This window comes from Marinobacter sp. HL-58 (assembly GCF_001314605.1).
In the GTDB taxonomy this organism is placed as follows: domain Bacteria; phylum Pseudomonadota; class Gammaproteobacteria; order Pseudomonadales; family Oleiphilaceae; genus Marinobacter.
Map to the genome: position 1 here is coordinate 89,186 of NZ_LIHP01000008.1, position 20,260 is coordinate 109,445.

The following is a 20,260-nucleotide window of genomic DNA, read 5'->3' on the forward strand; positions in this document are numbered from 1 at the left end:
GTGATACGTATTAACTTCGGGTATGAATCAGTTTTTCAACCGCAAGCTGTTTCTGTTAAAGGAATATCATGGCCCGTTAATGGCGATGGGTGTGGCGGTAATCGGTGGGGGACTGGCCCATGACCTTCTTGAACAGTCGCGAGAAATAGTAGTTGTCGTCATAGCCCAGCAGGCTGCTGATCTGGGTGAAGGAGTGGTCGGTGGTGTCCAGTAGCTGACAGGCCTGCTCCACTTTCAGGTGCAGAAAATGCTGTATCGGGGAAACCCCGGTCAGTGCCCGGTAGCGGGTGGCGAAATGCGCCGGCGACAGGCCGCTCAGGTCCGCCAGCTGGCTGAGGGTAATGCGCTCGTCCAGGTGCTCCCGCATGAAGTTGTGGATGATATCCAGGTCCGGCTGCTGGGCGTGGCTTGCTTCGCCGACGCTCAAAGGCACGGCTGCCAGTAATTGCCGCAGGCGGTTGGCTACATGCACCAGCCCCGGGGTACGGAAACCGGTTTGCCTCACAGACAGCAGGCCGTTGAAGTCCACCAGCAACCTGGGCTGCCGCCCGATATGCTGGATGCGGATGCCATCGGTAAATCCCATATGTTCACGGAAATTCTCCGCCAGGGGCCCCGCATAATGGACCCAATGGATTGTCCATGGGTTGTCCGGCGCAGCGGTGTAGCGGTGGGCGGCCCCGGCAGGCAGAAGCACCAGATCGCCGGCGCGGACAACACAGGGTTCGTCTTCTACACTCAGGTAAGCCTCCCCCTCGGTGCAGTGGATCAGAAGATCGTCATTATGGTGTTCCCTGTGCATGTGATGGCCCGCCGCACGGCGGTAGTGGCCGAATGCCAGGGGATACAGGTCCCGGGTCAGGGGGTGCCGTGACAGGCTACGTATTACCGGGTCCGGAATGACATAACGGATACTGTCCGGCGGTACCGGCCATTGGGAGGTCCTGGTCATAATCGTTGGCTGCATTGTTCATGTAACGAAAGATAATCCATCATGGTCGAAACTTAGTCAATCATGAAGCGGCAGGTGCCTGTGCTAGGATCGATGACAACCTGAGGGCACTGACCCCTACACCTACAACAATGACAGGGAACATCACTATGAAGAACGTACCCCTTTATATCGCTGGCGAGTTTGTACAGAGCCAGACCGACCAGTGGATCGACGTTACCGATCCGGCCACCAACGAAGTTATTGCCAAGGCACCCTGTACCACCGACGCGGAAATGCGTCGTGCCATTGAAAATGCCGGCGAGGTGTTCAAGGCCTGGAAAGAAACCCCGGTTTCCGAGCGTGCCCGGGTGATGATGCGTTACCAGGCGCTGCTGAAAGAGCACCACGATGAAATTGCCGAGATCCTCTCCAGCGAAACCGGCAAGACCTTTGAGGATGCCAAGGGCGATGTCTGGCGTGGTATCGAGGTTGTGGAACATGCGGCTAACATCCCGTCCCTGATGATGGGCGAGACTGTCGAAAACGTGGCCCGCGAAATCGACACCTATTCCTACACCCAGCCCCTGGGTGTGTGTGCCGGTATTACCCCGTTCAACTTCCCGGCCATGATTCCCCTGTGGATGTTCCCTATGGCCATTGCCTGCGGTAACACCTTTATCCTCAAGCCTTCCGAGCAGGATCCGCTGACGCCCATGCGCCTGGCAGAGCTGTTCGAGGAAGCCGGTGCCCCGAAGGGTGTGTTGCAGGTGGTTCACGGTGGCAAGGAGCAGGTGGATGTACTGCTGACCGACCCGGCCATCAAGGCCGTCTCTTTTGTTGGCTCCGTGCCGGTAGGCCGTTACATCTACGAAACCGGTACCCGCAACATGAAGCGCGTCCAGAGCTTCGCCGGCGCAAAGAACCACATGGTGGTGCTGCCGGATGCGGACAAGGACCAGGTTGTGAAAGCTCTGGTCGGCGCGTCCGTGGGTGCGGCAGGCCAGCGTTGCATGGCTATTTCCGTGGCGGTTTTCGTGGGCGAGGCCCAGGCCTGGATTCCGGAAGTGAAGGAAGCCCTGGCCGCGGTCAAGCCGGGTGCCTGGAACGACAAGTCTGCCAGCTATGGCCCGATCATCAGCCGGAAAGCCAAGGAACGGGTGGAATCACTGATTACCCGTGGTGAACAGGAAGGTGCCAACCTGTTGCTGGACGGCCGCAACTGTACCGTCGACGGTCTGCCGGACGGCAACTGGGTGGGCCCGACCCTGTTCTCCGGGGTCAAGCCGGACATGGATATCTACAAGGAAGAAATCTTCGGCCCGGTGCTGTCGTGCATGGAAGTGGATACCCTGGCGGATGCCATCGCCCTGGTGAATGACAACCCCTACGGTAACGGCACCTCCATCTTTACCAGCTCCGGTGGCGCGGCACGCCGCTACCAGCACGAAATCGAAGTGGGCCAGGTGGGTATCAACGTGCCCATTCCGGTACCCCTGCCGTTCTTCTCCTTCACCGGCTGGAAGGGCTCCTTCTACGGTGACCAGCATGCCTATGGCAAGCAGGCGGTGAAGTTCTATACCGAAACCAAGACCATCACAGCCCGCTGGTTCAACAGCGATGCGGTTGCCGAAACCAACTTCTCCATCCGCATGCGGTAAGGGGAAAACATGAACTTTGATCTGACGGAAGATCAGCTGGCCTTCCGCGAAGCTGCCAAAGCCTTTGCGGAAAAGGCCATGGCGCCCCACGCGGCAAAATGGGATGCGGATCATGTGTTCCCGGTGGAAGTGATCCGCGAGGCTGGCGAAATGGGCTTCTGCGGCATCTACACCCCGGAAGCCCAGGGTGGCATGGGGCTGTCGCGGCTGGATACCAGCGTGATCGTGGAAGAGCTGGCCGCTGCCTGCCCTTCCACGGCGGCTTACATCACCATTCACAACATGGCGACCTGGATGGTGGCGCAATTCGGTAATACCGATATCCAGGAACAGATTGCCCCGAGAATGGCCAGCGGCGAGTGGCTGGGTTCCTACTGCCTGACCGAACCGGGTGCCGGCTCCGACGCCGGTAACCTGCGCACCAAGGCCACCCGGGACGGCGACAGCTACCTGCTTAACGGCAGCAAGGTGTTCATCTCCGGCGCCGGCGGTACCCAGATGCTGGTGGTGATGGCCCGTACCGGTGCGCCGGACAGCGGCCCCAAAGGCATCAGCGCCTTCGTGGTGCCCGCAGACAGCGACGGCATCCACTACGGTAAGGCGGAGGAGAAAATGGGCTGGAACAGCCAGCCCACCCGCCAGATTACCTTCGAAAATGTCCGTGTGCCGGCCAACAACCGCCTGGGTGAGGAAGGCCAGGGCTTCATGATTGCCATGAAGGGGCTGGACGGTGGACGCCTGAATATTGCCACCTGCTCCATCGGTGGAGCCCACGCGGCTCTGCTCAGATCCCGCAACTACATGCACGAACGTGAACAGTTCGGCCAGGCGCTGGCCGGCTTCCAGGCGTTGCAGTTCAAGCTGGCCGACATGGCCACCAATCTGGTAGCGGCCCGGCAGATGGTTCGCCTGGCCGCCTACCGGCTGGACCAGGGCGACCCGGAGGCCACGCTCCATTGCGCCATGGCCAAACGCTTCGCCACCGATGCCTGCTTTGAGGTGTGCAACGAGGCGCTCCAGCTCCACGGTGGATACGGCTATATCCGCGAATACCCGCTGGAACGCTATGTGCGTGACCTGAGGGTTCACCAGATTCTGGAAGGTACCAACGAAATCATGCGGCTGATCGTGGCTCGCCGGCTGCTGGAGCCGGGCGTAGCCGAGGCTATTCAATAACCGCCATCGAATAAAAAGCGAGAATGGATATGAGCGAACTGATTCAGCTGGAAAAACGCGACCACACCGCGATCCTTACCATCAATAACCCGCCGGCCAATACCTGGACGCGGGAATCCCTGAAGGCGCTGGAAGACGCCATCGAAGCGCTGAACGCGGACCGTAACATTTTTGCCCTGGTGGTCACCGGCCAGGGGGAGAAGTTCTTCTCCGCCGGTGCGGATCTCAAGAGCTTTGCTGACGGCGATATCGCCAATGCCAGTGTAATGGCCCAGGCATTCGGCCAGGCATTCAATGCCCTGAGTCGTTTCCGTGGTGTGTCCATTGCGGCGGTGAACGGTTATGCCATGGGCGGTGGCCTGGAGTGTGCCATGGCCTGTGATATCCGCATTGCTGAAGAACATGCCCAGATGGCCCTGCCGGAGGCGACCGTAGGCCTGTTGCCCTGTGCCGGCGGCACCCAGAACCTGCCCTGGCTGGTTGGTGAGGGCTGGGCCAAGCGCATGATCCTGTGCGGTGAACGCATCAAGGCTGACAAGGCATTGAGCATTGGCCTGGTGGAAGAGGTGGTGCCTTCGGGTGCATCCCTGGACAAGGCCCTGGAACTGGCGCAGATGGCTGGCAAGCAGAGCCCGTCCTCGGTGGCCCGCTGCAAGACCCTGGTGATGAGTGCCCGGGATGGCCGCAGCCACGATGATGGCTGGCGCATGGAGCGGGAGCTGTTCATTGAACTGTTCAGCACCGAAGATCAGCGGGAAGGGGTGAATGCGTTCCTTGAGAAGCGCACTCCGGAATGGAAAAACCGATAAGCCGGACGAACTATGAGCAACCAGGCCATTATTTTTGAAGAACTGGAAGCCGCCGGTGGCAGCCGTATCGGTGTCGCGCGGCTGAATGCGCCCAGGGCCATGAATGCCCTGTCGCTGGAAATGATCCATCTGCTGAAGGCGAAGCTGGATCAGTGGGCGGCCGATGACGGTATTGGAGCCGTGTGGCTGGAAGGCGAGGGCGACAAGGCCCTGTGCGCCGGTGGCGACATTGTGGCGCTTTACCGCGACATGACCGAGCCCCGCTCGGGCAACAAGTCCGCCAGTGAAGGGGAAACCTTTTTCACTGACGAGTACGAACTGGACTATCAGATTCACACCTACCCGAAACCGTTTATCGTCTGGGGCAACGGCCTTGTGATGGGCGGTGGTCTGGGCCTGATGGTGGGCGGCTCCCACCGGGTGGTCACCGAGAATTCGCGGGTGGCGATGCCGGAAGTGAGCATCGGCCTTTATCCGGATGTCGGGGCAGGCTGGTTTCTCAACAGGATGCCGGGGCGCACCGGGTTGTTCCTGGGGCTGACCGGTGCCCAGATGAACGGCGCTGATGCCCTGTTTACCGGTCTGGCTGACCGGTTCATCCGCCATGACATGCGTGATGAGGTCAAGCAGGCCCTGCAGCAGTCGACCTTCGGCGACGAAGCTCATGCGGTTGTCAGCAGGGTGTTGCGACGGTTCGAGGCTGGCTCGGCCGAGGCGATGCCCCGGGCCGTGGTGCGGGAGCACTTTGATGTCATCCAGGCACTCACCGACGGTGATTCACTGGTTGAGGTGGTGGATAAGCTGGGCCAGTACGCCGGTGAGGACCCCTGGCTGATCAAGGCGGTAAAAACCGTTGCGGCGGCATCGCCGGCTTCACTGACCCTGCACTGGCGGCACTTTCACAACACGCCCCTGGACAGCCTGTCCCAGGTGTTCGACAAGGAGCTCCACCTGTCCCTGCGCAGCCTGAAAATGGGTGAATTCGCCGAAGGCATACGGGCACTGTTGATCGACAAGGACCGGAAGCCACGCTGGCATTTTCCCACCCTGGAGAGCGTTGACCCGGAGTGGATTGACCGGTTCTTCATGAAGCCCTGAAACAAACAGAACAGACCTGATCAAATCGGATCAAAAAGCGGAGAACAATAATATGGCGACTATCACGTTTATCGGTCTTGGCAACATGGGTGGCCCAATGGCGACCAACCTCGTCAAGGCAGGCCACGCAGTCACGGTGTTTGATCTGTCCTCGGAGGCGGTCAAGGCGCTCACCAGTGCAGGTGCGAAATCCGCGGCGACCATACAGGATGCGGTGGAGGGCGCCGAAGTGGTTATCTCCATGCTGCCTGCGGGCCAGCATGTGGAGTCCGTGTATCTGGGTGAAAATGGCCTACTGAAGCAATTGCCATCCAGCACACTGGTGATCGATTCCTCCACCATTGCCCCGGAAACCGCCAAGGGCGTGGCCGAGGCAGCAGTCTCGGCGGGCATTACCTTTATGGATGCGCCGGTCTCCGGTGGGGTGGGCGGCGCCAAAGCCGGCACCCTGACCTTTATCTGTGGCGGCGAGGCGGACGCCTTCGAGCGCGCCAAGCCGATCCTCGAAGGCATGGGCAAGAACATCTTCCACGCCGGCCCCCATGGTGCCGGACAGATTGCCAAGATCTGCAACAACATGCTCCTGGCCATCCTGATGAGTGGAACCAGTGAAGCTCTGGCCCTGGGCGTGAAGAATGGACTGGATCCTGCCGTGCTTTCGGAAATCATGAAGCAGAGCTCCGGCGGCAACTGGGCACTGAATGTCTACAACCCCTGGCCCGGCGTGATGGACGGCGTGCCGGCATCCCGTGACTACGAAGGTGGTTTCCTGGTCAATCTGATGAACAAGGACCTGGGCCTGGCCCTTGATAACGCCGTTAAAAACCAGGCGCCAATCCCGATGGGATCGCTGGCCCGGAACCTGTTCGCGTTGCATGCGAGCGAAGGTAATGGAGGGCTGGACTTCTCCAGCATCCAGAAATTCTATTACCGCGAACAGGGCTGAACAGGCGGCGCCTTCAGGATTTTCCGGGCAGGGTTTTCAGCCATGCCATCGGGTTCTGAAGGCGTTTATTTTTAGCTAAAAGTTTACCTTTACGTAAACTATAGCCTGTGCTACACATTGAGAACAGAATCCGTCCACAAAAACAAAAGGAATGGACTATGAGCCTCCCGGAATACCAATCGGTCTATGACAATTTCGATCCCGCCAGTCTCGAAGCCGAGATCCTGGAGGGTAGCCTGGATACGGGCCTGAACGTCTGTACTGAAATCTGCGACAAATGGGCAGACGACCCACAGCGGGTCGCGCTGTATTATGAGAAGCCTGATGGCGGCTCCGGCAAGCTCACTTTTGCCGAGCTGAAAGAAAAGTCCGCCCGTTTTGCGAATTACCTGAAATCCCGGGGTATCGGCAAGGGCGATCGCGTTGCGGCTTTGCTGCCCCGCAGCCCTGAACTGCTTATTGTTATTGCCGGTACCCTCAGGGCCGGTGCTGTCTACCAGCCGTTGTTTACGGCATTTGGCCCCGGCGCCATCGAATACCGTTTCGAGCGTGCCCAGACCAAGCTGGTGGTGACGGATCCGGTCAACTACCCCAAGCTCACTGAAGTGAAAGACTGTGCGCCGGTGGTGTGCGTCAACGCCGCCGAGGTGAGTGGCGACATCCCGGACTTCCAGCAGATTCTGGCAGAGCAGTCGGACCAGTTCGAGCCGGTGCTGATCAAGGGCAGTGACCCCTTTCTGCAGATGTTCACGTCCGGCACCGTTGGCAAGTCCAAGGGTGTGGCGGTTCCCGCCAAGGCACTGCTGGCTTTCTATGTCTACATGAAATATGCCATCGACCTGCGGGACGATGACGTGTTCTGGAACGTGGCGGATCCCGGCTGGGCATACGGGCTTTACTATGCGGTGGTTGGCCCGCTGCTGATGGGTCATGCGACCCATTTCAACCCGGGCGCATTCACCCCGGAAACCACCTACGACATGATCCGCAAATACAAAATCACCAACCTGGCGGCGGCGCCTACCGCCTATCGGCTGCTGAAGGCCAATGATCACGTACTGCCGGAAGGTGAAAACCTGGGGCTGCGGGTGGCCAGCAGTGCCGGCGAGCCGCTGAATCCGGAAGTGGTGAACTGGATCGAACGGCGCCATTTCTGCCCGGTGAAAGACCACTATGGCCAGACCGAAACCGGCATGACCTGCTGCAACTTCCATGGCCTTGAGCACCCGGTGCGCCCGGGCTCCATGGGGTATTCGTCCCCTGGCCACAAAGTGGTTGCGCTGAATGCAAAGAACGAAGAGGTGGGTGCGGGTGAGATCGGCCAGCTGGCGGTGGATGTCAAGGCCTCGCCGCTGTTCCACTTTGACGGCTATACCTGGGGCGAAAAGGACCCCTTCGTTAACGGCTACTACCTGACCGGCGACATGGTGGTAAACCATGGTGATGGCTGCTTCTCCTTCAGCGGCCGTGATGACGACATCATCACCACAGCCGGCTACCGTGTCGGGCCGGCGGATGTGGAAAGCACCCTGCTGGAGCACAAGGCCGTGGCGGAATCCGGTGTGGTTGCCAAGCCCGACGAAAAGCGGGGCTCCATCATCAAGGCCTATGTGGTGATCAAGGGCGGACAGGAACCGGAGAGCGAAGACGCCCTCAAAGACGAGCTGCAGGAACTGGTGCGTCACCGCCTGTCTGCCCATGCTTATCCACGGGAAATCGAATTCGTGGATGAGTTGCCGAAAACCCCCAGTGGCAAGATCCAGCGCTTTGTTCTGCGCAACCAGGCGAAGGAAGAGATAAAGGGATGATCGTTACCTTCGAGGAGTTGCAGGCCTTTCTTGCCGAACAGTTTCCCCAGGGTGCCCGTTACGGCACCCTGGAGAAGCTTGGGGATGGTTGGGCGGAAATGAAGCTGGAGGTGGACGAGGAACACCTGCGCCCCGGTGGCACCGTTTCCGGGCCTGCCATGATGGGCCTGGCGGATGTGGCTCTGTATGCCGCGCTGCTGGGCAAGATTGGCCTGGTGCCGCTGGCGGTCACCAGCAATCTGAACATCAATTTCCTGCGCAAGCCGGTAGCCCACAGCCCGATTCGCGCCCGGGCGAACATGCTGCGTATCGGCAGGGCCACCGGGGTGGGTGAAGTATTCGTCCATTCCGAAGGCATGGAAGATCCGGTCGCCCATGCCACCATTACCTACAGTATTCCTGCCAGGCGGTGACGGCATGAAAGTCACCGATCTTGCGGTTCCGCTGGGTGACGGAATCAGGGTACAGGCGCAGAAGCTGAGTCACCCGAATGGACGGGGGCCAGTGCTGGTTTTTCTTCACGAGTCCCTCGGTAATATTGCCTTGTGGAAAAACTTTCCCCGCAGAGTTGCAGAGGCAAGCGGTCTCGACGCCCTGGTGTATGAACGCCAGGGCTATGGCGCGTCCAGTGACGAACCTCTGCCCCGCCCATACGATTATCTGGAGCGGGAAGGCTCGGTGTACCTGCCGCGGCTGCTGGATGCGCTGGAGATCAGAGAAGTAATTCTGGTAGGGCACAGCGATGGTGGTTCCATCGCTCTGATCGCAGCGGCTGCCCTGGGCGCGCGTGCGAAGGGACTGATTACCATGGCGGCCCATACCTGGGCGGATCATCTGACCCTGAAAGGCATTCGTGATATGCGCCGGCGTTATTCGGAGGACGGGATTCGGGAAAAACTTCTGCGCCATCACGGCGACCGCACAGACGCCCTGTTCCATGCCTGGCAGGATATCTGGCTGGACGAAGGATTTCATCAGTCACTTGATTTTACCTCCTGGCTGGACGATATCCGCTGCCCGGCTATGATCATTCAGGGGGAAGACGATGAATACGGTGTTCCGGAACAGGTGACCCGAATTGTGGATGGCATCGGAAGCCAAGCGACACCGGTTTTTATGCCCGAAACCGGCCATTCGCCCCATCTACAGCAACCAGACCGGGTGCTGCAGCTGATAGTCGACTTTGTGCGGATAGATATTGATCAAAAAAGTGCGATTTAGCATTGACGTTTACGTATACGTCAATCTAATCTGTAGGAAGAGTAAACGCACTACAATAACAAAAGGTAGAATGGCCCATGAGTGACACGTTCGTTCTGGAGACCCAAAGCCTCGTCAAAGAGTTCAAAGGCTTCGTGGCGGTCGATGACGTTAACCTGAAAGTGCAGCGTGGTCATATTCATGCTCTGATCGGTCCCAATGGTGCCGGCAAAACCACCGTATTCAATCTGCTCACCAAGTTCCTGATTCCTACCCGTGGCAAGATACTGTTCAAGGGTGAGGATATTACCTCCATGAAATCAGCGGCCATAGCCCGTAAGGGTGTGGTGCGGTCTTTCCAGATTTCCGCCGTCTTTCCTCACATGACTGCTCTGGAGAATATCCGGGTAGCTCTGCAGAGTTTCCAGGGCAATACCTTCAGCTTCTGGAAATCCGGTGCCTCCCTCAACAGCCTCAATGACCGTTGCATGGAGCTGCTCGAGAGCGTAGGCCTGGCCGATTTTGCCAATACCACCACCGTTGAACTGGCCTATGGCCGCAAACGGGCCCTGGAGCTTGCCACCACGTTGGCCATGGAGCCTGAGCTGTTACTGCTGGATGAGCCCACCCAGGGTATGGGAAGCGAAGACGTGGACAGGGTAGTGGAGCTGGTGCGCAAGGCAGCCGAAGGCCGCACTGTGCTGATGGTGGAGCACAACCTTGGCGTGGTCAGCAAACTCTGTGACCGGGTCACCGTGCTGGCCCAGGGGTCTGTGCTTACTGAGGGCAACTACCAGGAAGTGTCTGACGATCCCCGGGTTCGCGAGGTTTACATGGGCGGCACTGCCACCAAAAAGCAGGAGGCAGCGGAATGAGTAAGGCTCCTCGAAAGGAATACGAACAGCTTCGAATCTCCGGGTTGCATGCTTTTTACGGCGAGTCCCACATTCTCCATGGCATTGACCTGGAGGTTCAGCGAGGCGAACTGGTTACCCTGCTCGGGCGCAATGGCGCCGGACGCAGCACCACCCTGAAAGCCATCATGAATATGGTGGGCCGTCGTACGGGGTCCATCATGATCAACGGTGAGGAGACCATGTCCTGTGCTCCTCACCACATTGCAAGGTTGGGAGTCGGGTATTGCCCCGAACACCGGGGCATTTTTTCCGGACTTAATGTTATGGAAAACCTGACGCTCCCTCCCGTGGTACGAAGCGGCGGCATGGGGCTGGAGGAAATCTTCTCCATGTTTCCGAACCTCTACGAACGCCGCGCCAGCCAGGGTTCGAAACTGTCTGGCGGTGAACAGCAGATGCTGGCCATGGCCCGGATTCTCAGGACCGGTGCCAACATGCTGCTGCTGGATGAAATTACCGAGGGCCTGGCCCCGGTGATCGTCGAGAAGCTCGGCGATGTGCTGGTCAGGCTGAAGGAAAAAGGCCTGACCATCGTCCTTGTTGAACAGAATTTCCATTTCGCCGCACCCCTGGCGGACCGTCACTATGTGATGGAGCACGGCCAGATTGTGGAGGAGATCCGTTCCGATGAGCTTGAAGCCAAGCAGTCGTTACTGGACAGCTACCTGGGTGTCTGACCCGGGCCCTGAAGTAGAAAGTGCACCAAAAGCAACAACAACGAAACCCGAAAACCAACGCAAAGACAGTAGCGGAGAAACAACAATGACAATTACCAAAAAGCTTCTGACATCAGCGATTGCTTCAGCCATGTTTGTGGGCGGCGCCCAGGCTGAAATATCCGATAACACCGTCAAGATTGGCTACCTGGCAGACATGTCCGGTACCTACCGGGACCTCGCCGGCCCCAACGGGGAAGCTGCTTTGAGAATGGCCATCGAAGACTTTGGCGGCAAAGTCAACGGCGCGGACATTGAAGTGCTGACAGCAGACGACCGTAACAACCCGGATCAGTCGTCCAGCACCGTGCGCCGCTGGCTGGAAGATGATGATGTCGACCTGGTGGCAGGCCTGGTTGCCTCATCCGTCTCCATCGCCGTAACCAAGCTCCTGGACGGCAGCGACGCGCTGGGTATCGTCTCTGGCTCTGCCGCTTCCAGCATCACCAACGAACACTGCACACCGAACCATATCCACTATGTGTACGACACTTACCCGCTGGCCAACGGTACTGCAAAGGCTGTTGTGCAGGAAGGCGGTAAAACCTGGTACATCCTGACTGCCGACTATGCGTTCGGCCACGCGCTTGAAGGTGATGTGACCCGGGTGGTGGAGGAAAACGGCGGTGAAGTCATCGATACAAGACGACACCCGTTCCCGACGGACGATTTCTCGTCCTACATCCTGCAGGCCCAGTCTTCCGGTGCCGACGTGGTTGCCCTGGCTAACGCCGGTGCTGATACCACCAATGCCATCACCACCGCCGGTGAGTTCGGCCTGACCCAGGACGGCCAGACTCTCGCGGCGTTGCTGCTGTTCCTGACTGACGTTCATGCACTTGGTGTCGAGACCGCCCAGGGTATCCAGTTGACCACAGGCTGGTACTGGGATCTGAACGAGGAAACCCGTGAGTGGTCAGACCGCTTCATGGAAGAGACCGGTGTGCGCCCGACCATGGTCCACGCGGGTATCTACTCCAGTACCATTCAGTACCTGAATGCCGTCAAGGAAACCGGTTCCGACAAGGCCAGCGATGTGCGCAAGCAGATGATGGATACCCCCATCAATGACATGTTTGCCACCAACGGCAAGATCCGCGAAGACGGCCGCATGGTGCATGACATGTACCTGGCGGAAGTAAAAACTCCGGAAGAGTCCGAGAATGAGTGGGATCTGTACAAGATTCTCCGCACCATTCCGGGAGACGAGGCTTACCGCCCGCTTTCCGAGAGCAAGTGCTCACTCGTATCCGGTAGCTGATGTACTGAACGAAGGGCCGCCCCGCAATCCCGGCAGGGCGGTCACCGACCTGCAGAAACGCAAGCCGCATCACGTGTTTGCACTGCTTTTGGAGTTTGTAACATGACCGAGATTCTGGGAGTCCCCACGAGTGTGCTGTCCGGCCAGCTTCTGCTCGGGATTATCAACGGCTCTTTCTATGCCTTGTTGAGCCTGGGGCTGGCGGTTATCTTCGGCCTGCTCAAGATCATCAATTTCGCCCATGGTGCCATGTACATGCTCGGCGCCATGGTCACCGTTATCATGTTCAACACCATGGGCATCAACTACTGGGTGGCGTTATTTCTGGCTCCCCTTGTCGTTGGCTGCTTTGGTGTGTTGATTGAATATTTCCTGCTGCGGCGCATTGCCGGGCAGGACCACATCTACAGCCTCCTGCTGACTTTCGGTATTGCCCTGATGATCCAGGGAATCCTCACCAACATCTACGGGGTATCCGGTATGCGTTACCCCGTACCAGAAATCTTCAAGGGCGGGATCCGGCTTGATTTCATGTACCTTCCTTATTATCGCGCCTGGGTCATCTTTGTTGCTGTGATTGTCTGTTTTGGCACCTGGTTTGTGATCGAGAAAACCAAACTCGGCGCCTACCTTCGTGCGGGTACGGAAGACTCCCAGCTTATGCAGGGCTTTGGGATCAACGTGCCGCTGCTGGTAAGCATCACCTACGGCTTTGGGGTCATGCTGGCGGCGTTTGCCGGCGTGCTGGCCGCTCCCGTCTATTCTGTCAGTCCTGTGATGGGCTCGAACATTCTTATCGTGGTGTTTGCCGTGGTGGTGATCGGCGGTATGGGCTCCATTGCCGGTGCCATTACGACCGGCCTTCTGATGGGAGTCGTTGAAGGGTTCACCAAGGTGTTTTATCCCGAATTTTCGTCCGCTGTCATCTTCCTGGTGATGGTGATTGTACTGCTGATTCGCCCTTCGGGCCTGTTTGGTAAGGAGGCGTAATCGTGAGCAATTCTGAAAACCAGAGTGCACTCCAGAAAACAATGATGGGCCAGATGAAGGCGGACCAGCGCAGAAAGCTGATACTGAACCTGGTGATACTGGCACTGTTGATACTGGCGCCGGCCGTGATCTACGCCACGTTCCTGATGAAAATACTGTGTTTCGCGCTGTTTGCGGTTGCCTTCAACCTTCTGCTGGGCTTCACTGGCCTGTTGTCATTCGGTCATGCGGCGTTCCTGGCTGCAGGGGGGTATACCACCGGTTATCTGCTGTCGAGCCACACCGGGCTCACCACGGAAATGGGCATTATCGCCGGCACCGCAGCGGCGACGGTGCTGGGGCTGCTGTTTGCTGTTGTAGCGATACGGCGGCAGGGTATCTATTTTGCGATGATCACCCTGGCACTGGCCCAGCTCGTTTACTTCGTTTTTGTCCAGGCGCCCTTCACCGGCGGTGAAGATGGCCTGCACGGGGTGCCCCGTGGACATCTGTTCGGCATCATCGACCTGGAGAACAACGTCACCATGTACTACTTCGTGCTGGCGGTATTCCTGGGCGGGTATCTGCTGGTGCAACGCATTGTCAATTCCCCGTATGGGCAGGTGCTCAAGGCCATCAAGCAGAACGAGCCCCGCGCTATCTCTCTCGGCTACAACGTGGATCGCTACAAGGTGATTGCCTTTGTGATCTCAGCGGGCCTGGCGGGCTTGGCCGGTTCCCTGAAAACTGTGGTTTTCCAGTTGGCTTCTCTCAACGACGCCCATTGGCACATGTCCGGCGAAGTCATCCTCATGACACTCCTCGGCGGCACCGGCACCCTGCTCGGCCCCGTTGTAGGTGCCACCTTCGTGGTAAACCTGGAATACCAGCTTTCGCAGGGCCCGTTGGGCGACTGGGTGGACCCCATCCTGGGTGCCATCTTCGTGCTGGCGGTGATTGCCTTCCGCTCCGGTATTGTTGGGGAGATCCAGAACTTCATGAAGAAAAATCTGAGCTGACCGGGGTGTGCCGGTCAGTTTTTTGCTATCTCCTGTAGCTGGCCACCCTGCAGAACGACTACGCGGTCAGCCATGTTTATGGTCGCTTCCCGGTGAGCGATCATGATTCGGGTAATATCGAGTTTGCGAAGGTTGGCATTGACGGCGTCTTCGGTGGCGGAATCCAGGTGACTGGTTGCTTCATCCAGAAAGAGTATGCGGGGTTTTTGATACAGCGCCCGCGCCAGCAGAAGCCGTTGTTTCTGGCCACCGGAAAGCGTTGTTCCCATATCGCCCACCAGGCTGTTGTACCCCATTGGCATGGCGAGAATATCGTCATGGATGCAGGCCCATTGCGCGCATTCTTCGATTGACGACTGGTTCGGCTCCGGGTCAAAGAAGCTGATGTTGTCGGCGATGTTCCCGGACATAAGCTGATCATTTTGCATCACTGCAGCAATCTGACTTCGGTACTGCCTGAGGCCCACCTTTTCCAGATCCTGACCGTCAACGAGTAACGCTCCGTCACCCGGTTCAAGAAGCCCGAGCATAATCTTCAGCAACGTAGTTTTGCCGCAACCGGAGGGGCCGACAATGGCAATGACTTCTCCGGGCCTGACCGTCAGGTCGAGACCCTGGAAGAGAAAAGGATCGTTGGGGGAGTAGCGGTAGGCAATGTCCTGAAGCTGCAGCTTTCCCGCCAGATCCTGCTCGCCGTGCTGGGTAAGGGCGCGGGAGTCCAGGGATTTTTCGGTCGGTGTTTGGGCAATGTCGGCAATACGCTCCAGGTGCAGTCGAATCATTTTGAACTCGATGACCTTGTCGATCAGGGTGTTCGCCTTCTCGGTAAACTGCCGTTTGTAGGAAACAAACGCATACAGCATACCCACGGTCAGCGCGTTTTCCAGAATCAGATCGGCGCCGAGATAGATCACAACAATATTCTCAACCCCGAACAACACGCCGTTGGCGGTATCAAACCCGATCCGGAATTTACCAAGCCGTATGCCGGTATTGATGACATCTGCGTAGCGATTCTGCCAAAGCGTCTGACGATCAACCTCCTTTCCGAACAGTTTTATGCTCTGTATTCCCCGCACGCTTTCCATGAAATTCGACTGCTCACTGGCAGCGGCAACAATGGCTTCCTCGTTGAGGTTTCTGAACGGCCTGAACAGGGCAAGCCGGATCATCAGAAAGATAAACACCGTTAACAGGACAATCACTGCCAGCTTGGGGCTGTACAGGAATAGCAGAACGACCAGAATCAGGGACATGAGCCCATCCACAATGGCCTCAACAAACCCTGTGGTGAGAAGATCCCTCACGCTTTCCAGCGACCCAAAGCGCGATACGGTGTCGCCAATGTGACGGTTCTCGAAGTAGGCCATGGGTAGGCGAATCAGGTGGCGGAACAGGTTGTTTGCCATCTGTATATTGAGGGTATTGCTCACGATGAGGATCACATAGGAACGAAAGGCGCGTGTCGTGACTTCGATGAGCATCAGGAGGAGGAACCCCAGGGCCAGCACGCTTAGCAGTTCAGAATCGTGGCTGACAACGGCATCGTCGACCACGAGTTGCATATAGAAGGGGCTACCCAACGCAAATATCTGTAGCGCAAATGACAGCACAAGGATCTGGGCCAGCGCCCTCTTGAACCCGGTGATCCGGTCCCAGAAGTCCGAAAGGCGCATGGACAGCTTTTCGTTCTTTATCTCGAATGCTTTTGTCGGCGTCAGTTCAAGAACAATGCCGGTAAAATGCCGGGACACGGTTTCCCAGTCCAGCTCACGCTTGCCATGGGCCGGGTCGTGAATTACAACGCCCTGTTTCCCGGCTTTCCTGAGAACCACAAAGTGATTCATGTCCCAGTGGAGGATGGCGGGTGTTTTTACGTCGGTGAGTTGATCGAGCTCCACCCGCAATGCTCTGGGTGTCAGATTGATATCATCCGCCGTATCCATCAGGCTTTTGAGCGTGGCGCCCTTGAGTGAGACAGGAAAGCGGCGCCTCAGGGTGACCAGGTCATACTGATGCCCATGGTAGCCCGAGATCATGGCAAGGCAGGCCAGCCCGCATTCCGCCATTTCGGTCTGGTGAATGACCGGTAGCCGCCTGCGCCCGGAAAATCGAAGAAGTGAAACCGGAGACTGCATGTCAGAAAGTCCCTTTCAGACTGTAGAGAGGTTTTAACAGCCATTGATACAGCGGCCGCTCATCCAGATGGAGGTGGGCTTCAAAAATCATCCCCGCCTGCAGAGGGAAATCCTTTCCATAAGCCGCAACATCGTCATGGGTAAGCCTGGCCCTGGCACGATACACAGGCTCATCGAGTCTTAACGGCCCGCTGACATCCTCCGGTGAAAGGACGGTTTTTGCCACCTCACGGACCTCCGCGGAATAGGTCCCGAAACGCTGGTAGGGAAACGCATCGTAGCGCATATCCACTGACAGGCCAGGGGACAGGAAGCCGATGGCTCGTGTTGGCACAAAAAGGTCGGCTTCTAGCTGCTGTCCCTCCGGTAGAACGGCAAGCAGGGGCTGTTGCGGATTAACCCGCTGGCCTATTGATAACTGCAGTGAGGTGACCGTGCCGGTAATGGGGGCCTTTAGCGTAAACGAGCTGTCACCGTCAAACTGGATAATCTGCTGCTCGGCCCGTGCCTTTTCGGCCTCCAGTTGATCAATTTCTTCAGCCGTCTCGGCGTCCAGTGAGGCCAGTTCAAATTCCAGGGACTGCAGGTTACTTTTCTCCGTGAGCAGGGAGCGCTCAAGTTGCTCGAGGTTCTGCTGTTCGTCGAGGTAGAGCTGGTACCGGTCCTGATAATCACTCTCCGACATCAACTGTTCCTGATGAAGCGATTCCAGGGAGGCGTAGCGCTGTTTTGCAAGATCCAGCCGCTCCTGCTGGAGACTCTGCTGCTGGTCAAGTTGCGCGATTTGATCCTTGAGATTGCTGATGCGTTCGGTCAGGTGATGCCGACGATCCTCCCTGCGAACCTCGGCCCGTTCGATGCGTTGAGTGAGCAGGGATTTCTGATGCTTAAGCACATCAATCAACAGCGTGCTGACCGTTGAGCCGTTGCCGGTGGAGCGGTCCGTGGTGATCTTTGCCAGGGTGTCCCCTGCTTCCACTTCCTCTCCCGAGTCCACCAGAATATCGGTGGCGGTGCCCTGCTGATCGGGATAAACCTGCACCAGACCTGATTCGGGAACCAGATATCCCTGCACCCGCTCCTTTCGGGTGTAGTCTCCAAGTGCCAGGTAGCTCACCAGCGACACCAATACGACGCCGACGAAGGCGGTTGCCAGTTTCGTTGAAAGAGGTTGCGCAAGAATGACATCGCCCCACAGGCGATTGCGCTGATGGTTAACCGCTTCCGGCCGGAACAGTGAATGACTCATCGTTTCGCCAGCCATTGGTTGATCTGCCTGATGCGTTCTTCACCAAGTTCGCCTGTAAGGCGATAGATTCGGGCCAGGGTGGTGACATAGTCGTAACGCGCCTCGTTGAGCACATCCAGCGCTGTGAACTGTTCCCGGCGTGCCCTGAGGATGTCCACCAGATCTCGAACACCGGCTTTCTGGCCTTTTTTGGCAGCCTCGAGCGCCGTTCGTTGGGCATCAACAGCCTGGCGCCCGGCATTAATTGCCTGCCTTGTGCTTTGCAGGGCCTCGAAATTGGATTCCAGCTCGCTCATAACGTTGGTGCGTCCGAGCCTGAAGTTTTCACGGGCCTGATCGAGAAGGTGATGACTTTCCCGGCTCCGGGAGCTGGTTTGCCCACCTGAATAGATGGGCAGCTCAAGCCGAAGGGCCACGCTGGCGGTATCTGTCGTCAGGTCACCCGTGCCCGGGGGCGTTACGTCCGGGCTATCGGACAGATCACGCTGGGCACTGAGCTCCAGGGACAGGGTTGGCGCATGAGCTGACCTGGCCGCGCTGGCATTATGGCGGGCTGTCAGCTCTTCCTGCCGGGCAAGTAACAACTGAGGATTGCCGGACTCCGCTTTCGCAACGAGCGCACCAAGAGCGCCCAGCGAGTGCGTATCCGGTATCTGTCTGAGCGGAACCACCTCGTGGACGGCAACACCCGCAATCGCCTCTAGAGCCCTTAAGGCCTGAGCGTGTTCACTGCGGGCATTAACCAGTTCGACAGTCACACGGCTTTCTTCTGCCCTTGTCTCCAGTAGGTCAATGCGGGACGCAATGCCTGCCTGAAGCTGTTTCTCAATCTGTGCTTTCTGACGGCTAAGCGCATCCTGCTCCGATTGCCTGGCATCCAGTCTGCTCTGAGCCCGAAGCACTCGGAAATACCCAGTAACCAGGCGCTCGCTCAGGGATTGCAGGGCATCTGTATATTCCGTTTCCGCCTCAACGGTAAGAGACTGGCCCGCCCGAAACCGGTACCAGGCCTGCAGGTCAAAAACAGGCTGGCGGAGGTTGGCAGAGAGAACCTGCCGTGAATAGTGGTCATCCTGGGCAGAACTAAAGCCACTGATGGCCTCGGTCTGCCTTTCGTACCGCCCCTGCTCCGCAGACATGGAGAGGTTGGGCAGCAGGCCAGAGCGAGCCTGTGGCAGCGCCTCTGAAGCAGCCATTCTGGCAGCTCTTGCTGCACTCAGTTCCGGATCGTGGGTAACGGCTTGCTCAAAAAGCGTATACAGATCGGTTTTGGGCTCTGCAAGCTCGTTAGCGTTGGTGCTTCCCTGGACGATAACCAGCGACAGGGCCACTAATAAAAGCGTGGTCTTGGTTGTCACTATGTTCACCAATCCTTTGGTGTGTTGAGTCTGTGTATGTATTGATAAGCGCTATGCCGCATTGGCATATATTGATTCAGCGGCTGAGCCTAGTGATTTATCCGGAAGATTACCAAGTGGATATTATATGGCGTGATTAATCTCACAGTTTTTAAAACTAACGGGTAGGCAAAGCGTGATTATTATTGGTAGGTTCAGGTTGTTGCCTGATTGACCGGTCGAAGGAGCAACATGGAAGTAGTTTAAACAATGACTAAGGAGAAATAGGTATGCGTGAATTGAACATGTCAGAAGTTAATACTGTTAGTGGTGGCTACGGCACTCTTGGTCCAGGTGGAGGTAGTGATCCGGGGAACCAGCTAAATGATTATGGTGTAGATGCGGGCGGATTGCGATACACCCCTGAATCAACTCGCAGGAATATTGGTTTAACGGTTGGTGTAGCGGGAGCGATGTCGTCGATTCCTGCTGTACAGGCCGTATCGGCGATCTCTACACTCGCCTCTTCTTGGAACCCCTGATCCATAACTAGAAATATAAGTCAGGCTTTGCTTAGTTTTTAATTGATCGAAGCCTGACTTCAAGGAAACTTGGTATGGAAATAAAATACTCAGTTGCCGTACTTGCATTTTATATATTTTTTAAGTTTTTTTTGATTGGTTATTTGAGATGGAAGCTATTTAAAAAAAGAGCTCCATTATTATACAGGGATGAGCGTCCGGTAAGAAGGGAAATTGTTGACAAAATCGACGGTAAACATGGATTATTCTGGTCTCTAACAAAATTTATCTTAAAATATAAAGCCATTGACTATGTAATTGCTGGCTTCGTTATCGTTTCGGTTATTTATGATCAGCTAAATTGACCCGTATATTATATTCAGTCGGGAACACTGTGCTGCATATCTAAGGAAGGTCTGAATAACTGCTGATATTTGCCGATCTTGGGTTTAACCGGCAAAAAATCGAAGATTCAGACACTATTTTCCCGTTATTTGTGTGTTT

At 57.1% G+C, this 20,260-nt stretch carries 19 protein-coding genes; 15 read left to right on the plus strand and 4 right to left on the minus strand.

Annotated features, from left to right (window positions below):
- Window positions 1-76: 76 nt before the first annotated feature.
- Window positions 77-952, minus strand: coding sequence for an AraC family transcriptional regulator (locus tag HLUCCO03_RS07010; protein ID WP_027830573.1), 876 nt, complete (start codon window positions 950-952; stop codon window positions 77-79).
- Between the two features lie 149 nt (window positions 953-1,101).
- Here HLUCCO03_RS07010 and HLUCCO03_RS07015 point away from each other — a divergent pair, with 149 nt between their 5' ends.
- The 13 genes from HLUCCO03_RS07015 to HLUCCO03_RS07075 all read left to right on the plus strand — a co-directional run bounded on the left by HLUCCO03_RS07015 (window position 1,102) and on the right by HLUCCO03_RS07075 (window position 14,511).
- Window positions 1,102-2,592, plus strand: a complete 1,491-nt coding sequence (locus tag HLUCCO03_RS07015) for a CoA-acylating methylmalonate-semialdehyde dehydrogenase (RefSeq protein ID WP_027830574.1) — start codon at window positions 1,102-1,104, stop codon at window positions 2,590-2,592.
- A gap of 9 nt (window positions 2,593-2,601) precedes the next feature.
- Window positions 2,602-3,768, plus strand: a complete 1,167-nt coding sequence (locus HLUCCO03_RS07020; protein ID WP_027830575.1) for an acyl-CoA dehydrogenase family protein — start codon at window positions 2,602-2,604, stop codon at window positions 3,766-3,768.
- Window positions 3,769-3,797: 29 nt separating this feature from the next.
- Entirely contained in the window at window positions 3,798-4,577 is a 780-nt protein-coding gene (locus HLUCCO03_RS07025; RefSeq protein WP_027830576.1) for an enoyl-CoA hydratase, read from the plus strand.
- Window positions 4,578-4,589: 12 nt separating this feature from the next.
- Window positions 4,590-5,675, plus strand: coding sequence for an enoyl-CoA hydratase/isomerase family protein (locus HLUCCO03_RS07030; protein ID WP_027830577.1), 1,086 nt, complete (start codon window positions 4,590-4,592; stop codon window positions 5,673-5,675).
- A 52-nt stretch (window positions 5,676-5,727) separates the two neighbouring features.
- Window positions 5,728-6,621 (plus strand): 3-hydroxyisobutyrate dehydrogenase, encoded by an 894-nt coding sequence (gene mmsB, locus HLUCCO03_RS07035; RefSeq protein ID WP_027830578.1) that lies wholly within the window; start codon window positions 5,728-5,730, stop codon window positions 6,619-6,621.
- A gap of 158 nt (window positions 6,622-6,779) precedes the next feature.
- Window positions 6,780-8,429, plus strand: coding sequence for an AMP-binding protein (locus HLUCCO03_RS07040; protein WP_027830579.1), 1,650 nt, complete (start codon window positions 6,780-6,782; stop codon window positions 8,427-8,429).
- Window positions 8,426-8,842 (plus strand): PaaI family thioesterase, encoded by a 417-nt coding sequence (locus tag HLUCCO03_RS07045; RefSeq protein WP_027830580.1) that lies wholly within the window; start codon window positions 8,426-8,428, stop codon window positions 8,840-8,842. Before HLUCCO03_RS07040 ends, HLUCCO03_RS07045 begins: the two co-directional genes overlap by 4 nt.
- A gap of 4 nt (window positions 8,843-8,846) precedes the next feature.
- Window positions 8,847-9,650, plus strand: a complete 804-nt coding sequence (locus tag HLUCCO03_RS07050; protein WP_027830581.1) for an alpha/beta hydrolase — start codon at window positions 8,847-8,849, stop codon at window positions 9,648-9,650.
- 77 nt (window positions 9,651-9,727) lie between these two features.
- Complete coding sequence (locus tag HLUCCO03_RS07055; RefSeq protein ID WP_027830582.1) at window positions 9,728-10,504, plus strand: ABC transporter ATP-binding protein; 777 nt, start codon at window positions 9,728-9,730, stop codon at window positions 10,502-10,504.
- On the plus strand, window positions 10,501-11,223 hold the full coding sequence (locus tag HLUCCO03_RS07060; protein WP_027830583.1) for an ABC transporter ATP-binding protein: 723 nt from the start codon (window positions 10,501-10,503) through the stop codon (window positions 11,221-11,223). The genes HLUCCO03_RS07055 and HLUCCO03_RS07060 overlap by 4 nt, the downstream gene beginning before the upstream one ends.
- An 85-nt stretch (window positions 11,224-11,308) precedes the next feature.
- Complete coding sequence (locus tag HLUCCO03_RS07065; protein WP_027830584.1) at window positions 11,309-12,523, plus strand: ABC transporter substrate-binding protein; 1,215 nt, start codon at window positions 11,309-11,311, stop codon at window positions 12,521-12,523.
- A 102-nt stretch (window positions 12,524-12,625) separates the two neighbouring features.
- Complete coding sequence (locus tag HLUCCO03_RS07070) at window positions 12,626-13,513, plus strand: branched-chain amino acid ABC transporter permease (RefSeq protein WP_027830585.1); 888 nt, start codon at window positions 12,626-12,628, stop codon at window positions 13,511-13,513.
- Between the two features lie 41 nt (window positions 13,514-13,554).
- A complete protein-coding gene (locus HLUCCO03_RS07075; RefSeq protein ID WP_155940007.1) occupies window positions 13,555-14,511 on the plus strand; it encodes a branched-chain amino acid ABC transporter permease in 957 nt (318 codons plus the stop codon).
- A 14-nt stretch (window positions 14,512-14,525) separates the two neighbouring features.
- On the opposite strand, the gene HLUCCO03_RS07080 is transcribed toward HLUCCO03_RS07075, so the two are convergent.
- The 3 genes from HLUCCO03_RS07080 to HLUCCO03_RS07090 are packed head-to-tail and all read right to left on the minus strand — an operon-like array spanning window position 14,526 to window position 19,256.
- Window positions 14,526-16,649 (minus strand): peptidase domain-containing ABC transporter, encoded by a 2,124-nt coding sequence (locus HLUCCO03_RS07080; protein ID WP_027830587.1) that lies wholly within the window; start codon window positions 16,647-16,649, stop codon window positions 14,526-14,528.
- A gap of 1 nt (window position 16,650) precedes the next feature.
- The gene (locus HLUCCO03_RS07085; protein ID WP_197025634.1) at window positions 16,651-17,898 is read right to left on the minus strand and encodes an HlyD family efflux transporter periplasmic adaptor subunit; all 1,248 of its coding nucleotides are present in this window, start codon (window positions 17,896-17,898) and stop codon (window positions 16,651-16,653) included.
- Window positions 17,895-19,256: a TolC family outer membrane protein gene (locus HLUCCO03_RS07090; protein ID WP_027830589.1), complete on the minus strand. Its 1,362-nt coding sequence runs from the start codon at window positions 19,254-19,256 to the stop codon at window positions 17,895-17,897. The genes HLUCCO03_RS07085 and HLUCCO03_RS07090 overlap by 4 nt, the downstream gene beginning before the upstream one ends.
- 269 nt (window positions 19,257-19,525) lie before the next feature.
- Between HLUCCO03_RS07090 and HLUCCO03_RS07095 the strand changes: the two genes are divergently transcribed.
- Together HLUCCO03_RS07095 and HLUCCO03_RS07100 are read left to right on the plus strand one after the other, a co-directional pair.
- On the plus strand, window positions 19,526-19,777 hold the full coding sequence (locus HLUCCO03_RS07095; RefSeq protein ID WP_155939867.1) for a hypothetical protein: 252 nt from the start codon (window positions 19,526-19,528) through the stop codon (window positions 19,775-19,777).
- A gap of 74 nt (window positions 19,778-19,851) precedes the next feature.
- Window positions 19,852-20,121, plus strand: coding sequence for a hypothetical protein (locus tag HLUCCO03_RS07100; RefSeq protein ID WP_027830590.1), 270 nt, complete (start codon window positions 19,852-19,854; stop codon window positions 20,119-20,121).
- The last annotated feature ends 139 nt before the right edge of the window (window positions 20,122-20,260 follow it).

Bases quoted from the DNA above. Each gene is read 5' to 3' on its own strand.
- HLUCCO03_RS07055 (WP_027830582.1), top strand. From the start codon at position 9,728: ATGAGTGACACGTTCGTTCTGGAGACCCAAAGCCTCGTCAAAGAGTTC.
- HLUCCO03_RS07045 (WP_027830580.1), top strand. From the start codon at position 8,426: ATGATCGTTACCTTCGAGGAGTTGCAGGCCTTTCTTGCCGAACAGTTT.
- HLUCCO03_RS07025 (WP_027830576.1), top strand. From the start codon at position 3,798: ATGAGCGAACTGATTCAGCTGGAAAAACGCGACCACACCGCGATCCTT.
- HLUCCO03_RS07085 (WP_197025634.1), bottom strand. From the start codon at position 17,898: ATGAGTCATTCACTGTTCCGGCCGGAAGCGGTTAACCATCAGCGCAAT.
- HLUCCO03_RS07100 (WP_027830590.1), top strand. From the start codon at position 19,852: ATGGAAATAAAATACTCAGTTGCCGTACTTGCATTTTATATATTTTTT.
- HLUCCO03_RS07010 (WP_027830573.1), bottom strand. From the start codon at position 952: ATGACCAGGACCTCCCAATGGCCGGTACCGCCGGACAGTATCCGTTAT.
- HLUCCO03_RS07080 (WP_027830587.1), bottom strand. From the start codon at position 16,649: ATGCAGTCTCCGGTTTCACTTCTTCGATTTTCCGGGCGCAGGCGGCTA.
- HLUCCO03_RS07070 (WP_027830585.1), top strand. From the start codon at position 12,626: ATGACCGAGATTCTGGGAGTCCCCACGAGTGTGCTGTCCGGCCAGCTT.
- HLUCCO03_RS07040 (WP_027830579.1), top strand. From the start codon at position 6,780: ATGAGCCTCCCGGAATACCAATCGGTCTATGACAATTTCGATCCCGCC.
- HLUCCO03_RS07060 (WP_027830583.1), top strand. From the start codon at position 10,501: ATGAGTAAGGCTCCTCGAAAGGAATACGAACAGCTTCGAATCTCCGGG.
- mmsB (WP_027830578.1), top strand. From the start codon at position 5,728: ATGGCGACTATCACGTTTATCGGTCTTGGCAACATGGGTGGCCCAATG.
- HLUCCO03_RS07030 (WP_027830577.1), top strand. From the start codon at position 4,590: ATGAGCAACCAGGCCATTATTTTTGAAGAACTGGAAGCCGCCGGTGGC.
- HLUCCO03_RS07065 (WP_027830584.1), top strand. From the start codon at position 11,309: ATGACAATTACCAAAAAGCTTCTGACATCAGCGATTGCTTCAGCCATG.
- HLUCCO03_RS07020 (WP_027830575.1), top strand. From the start codon at position 2,602: ATGAACTTTGATCTGACGGAAGATCAGCTGGCCTTCCGCGAAGCTGCC.
- HLUCCO03_RS07095 (WP_155939867.1), top strand. From the start codon at position 19,526: ATGCGTGAATTGAACATGTCAGAAGTTAATACTGTTAGTGGTGGCTAC.
- HLUCCO03_RS07015 (WP_027830574.1), top strand. From the start codon at position 1,102: ATGAAGAACGTACCCCTTTATATCGCTGGCGAGTTTGTACAGAGCCAG.
- HLUCCO03_RS07050 (WP_027830581.1), top strand. From the start codon at position 8,847: ATGAAAGTCACCGATCTTGCGGTTCCGCTGGGTGACGGAATCAGGGTA.
- HLUCCO03_RS07075 (WP_155940007.1), top strand. From the start codon at position 13,555: ATGATGGGCCAGATGAAGGCGGACCAGCGCAGAAAGCTGATACTGAAC.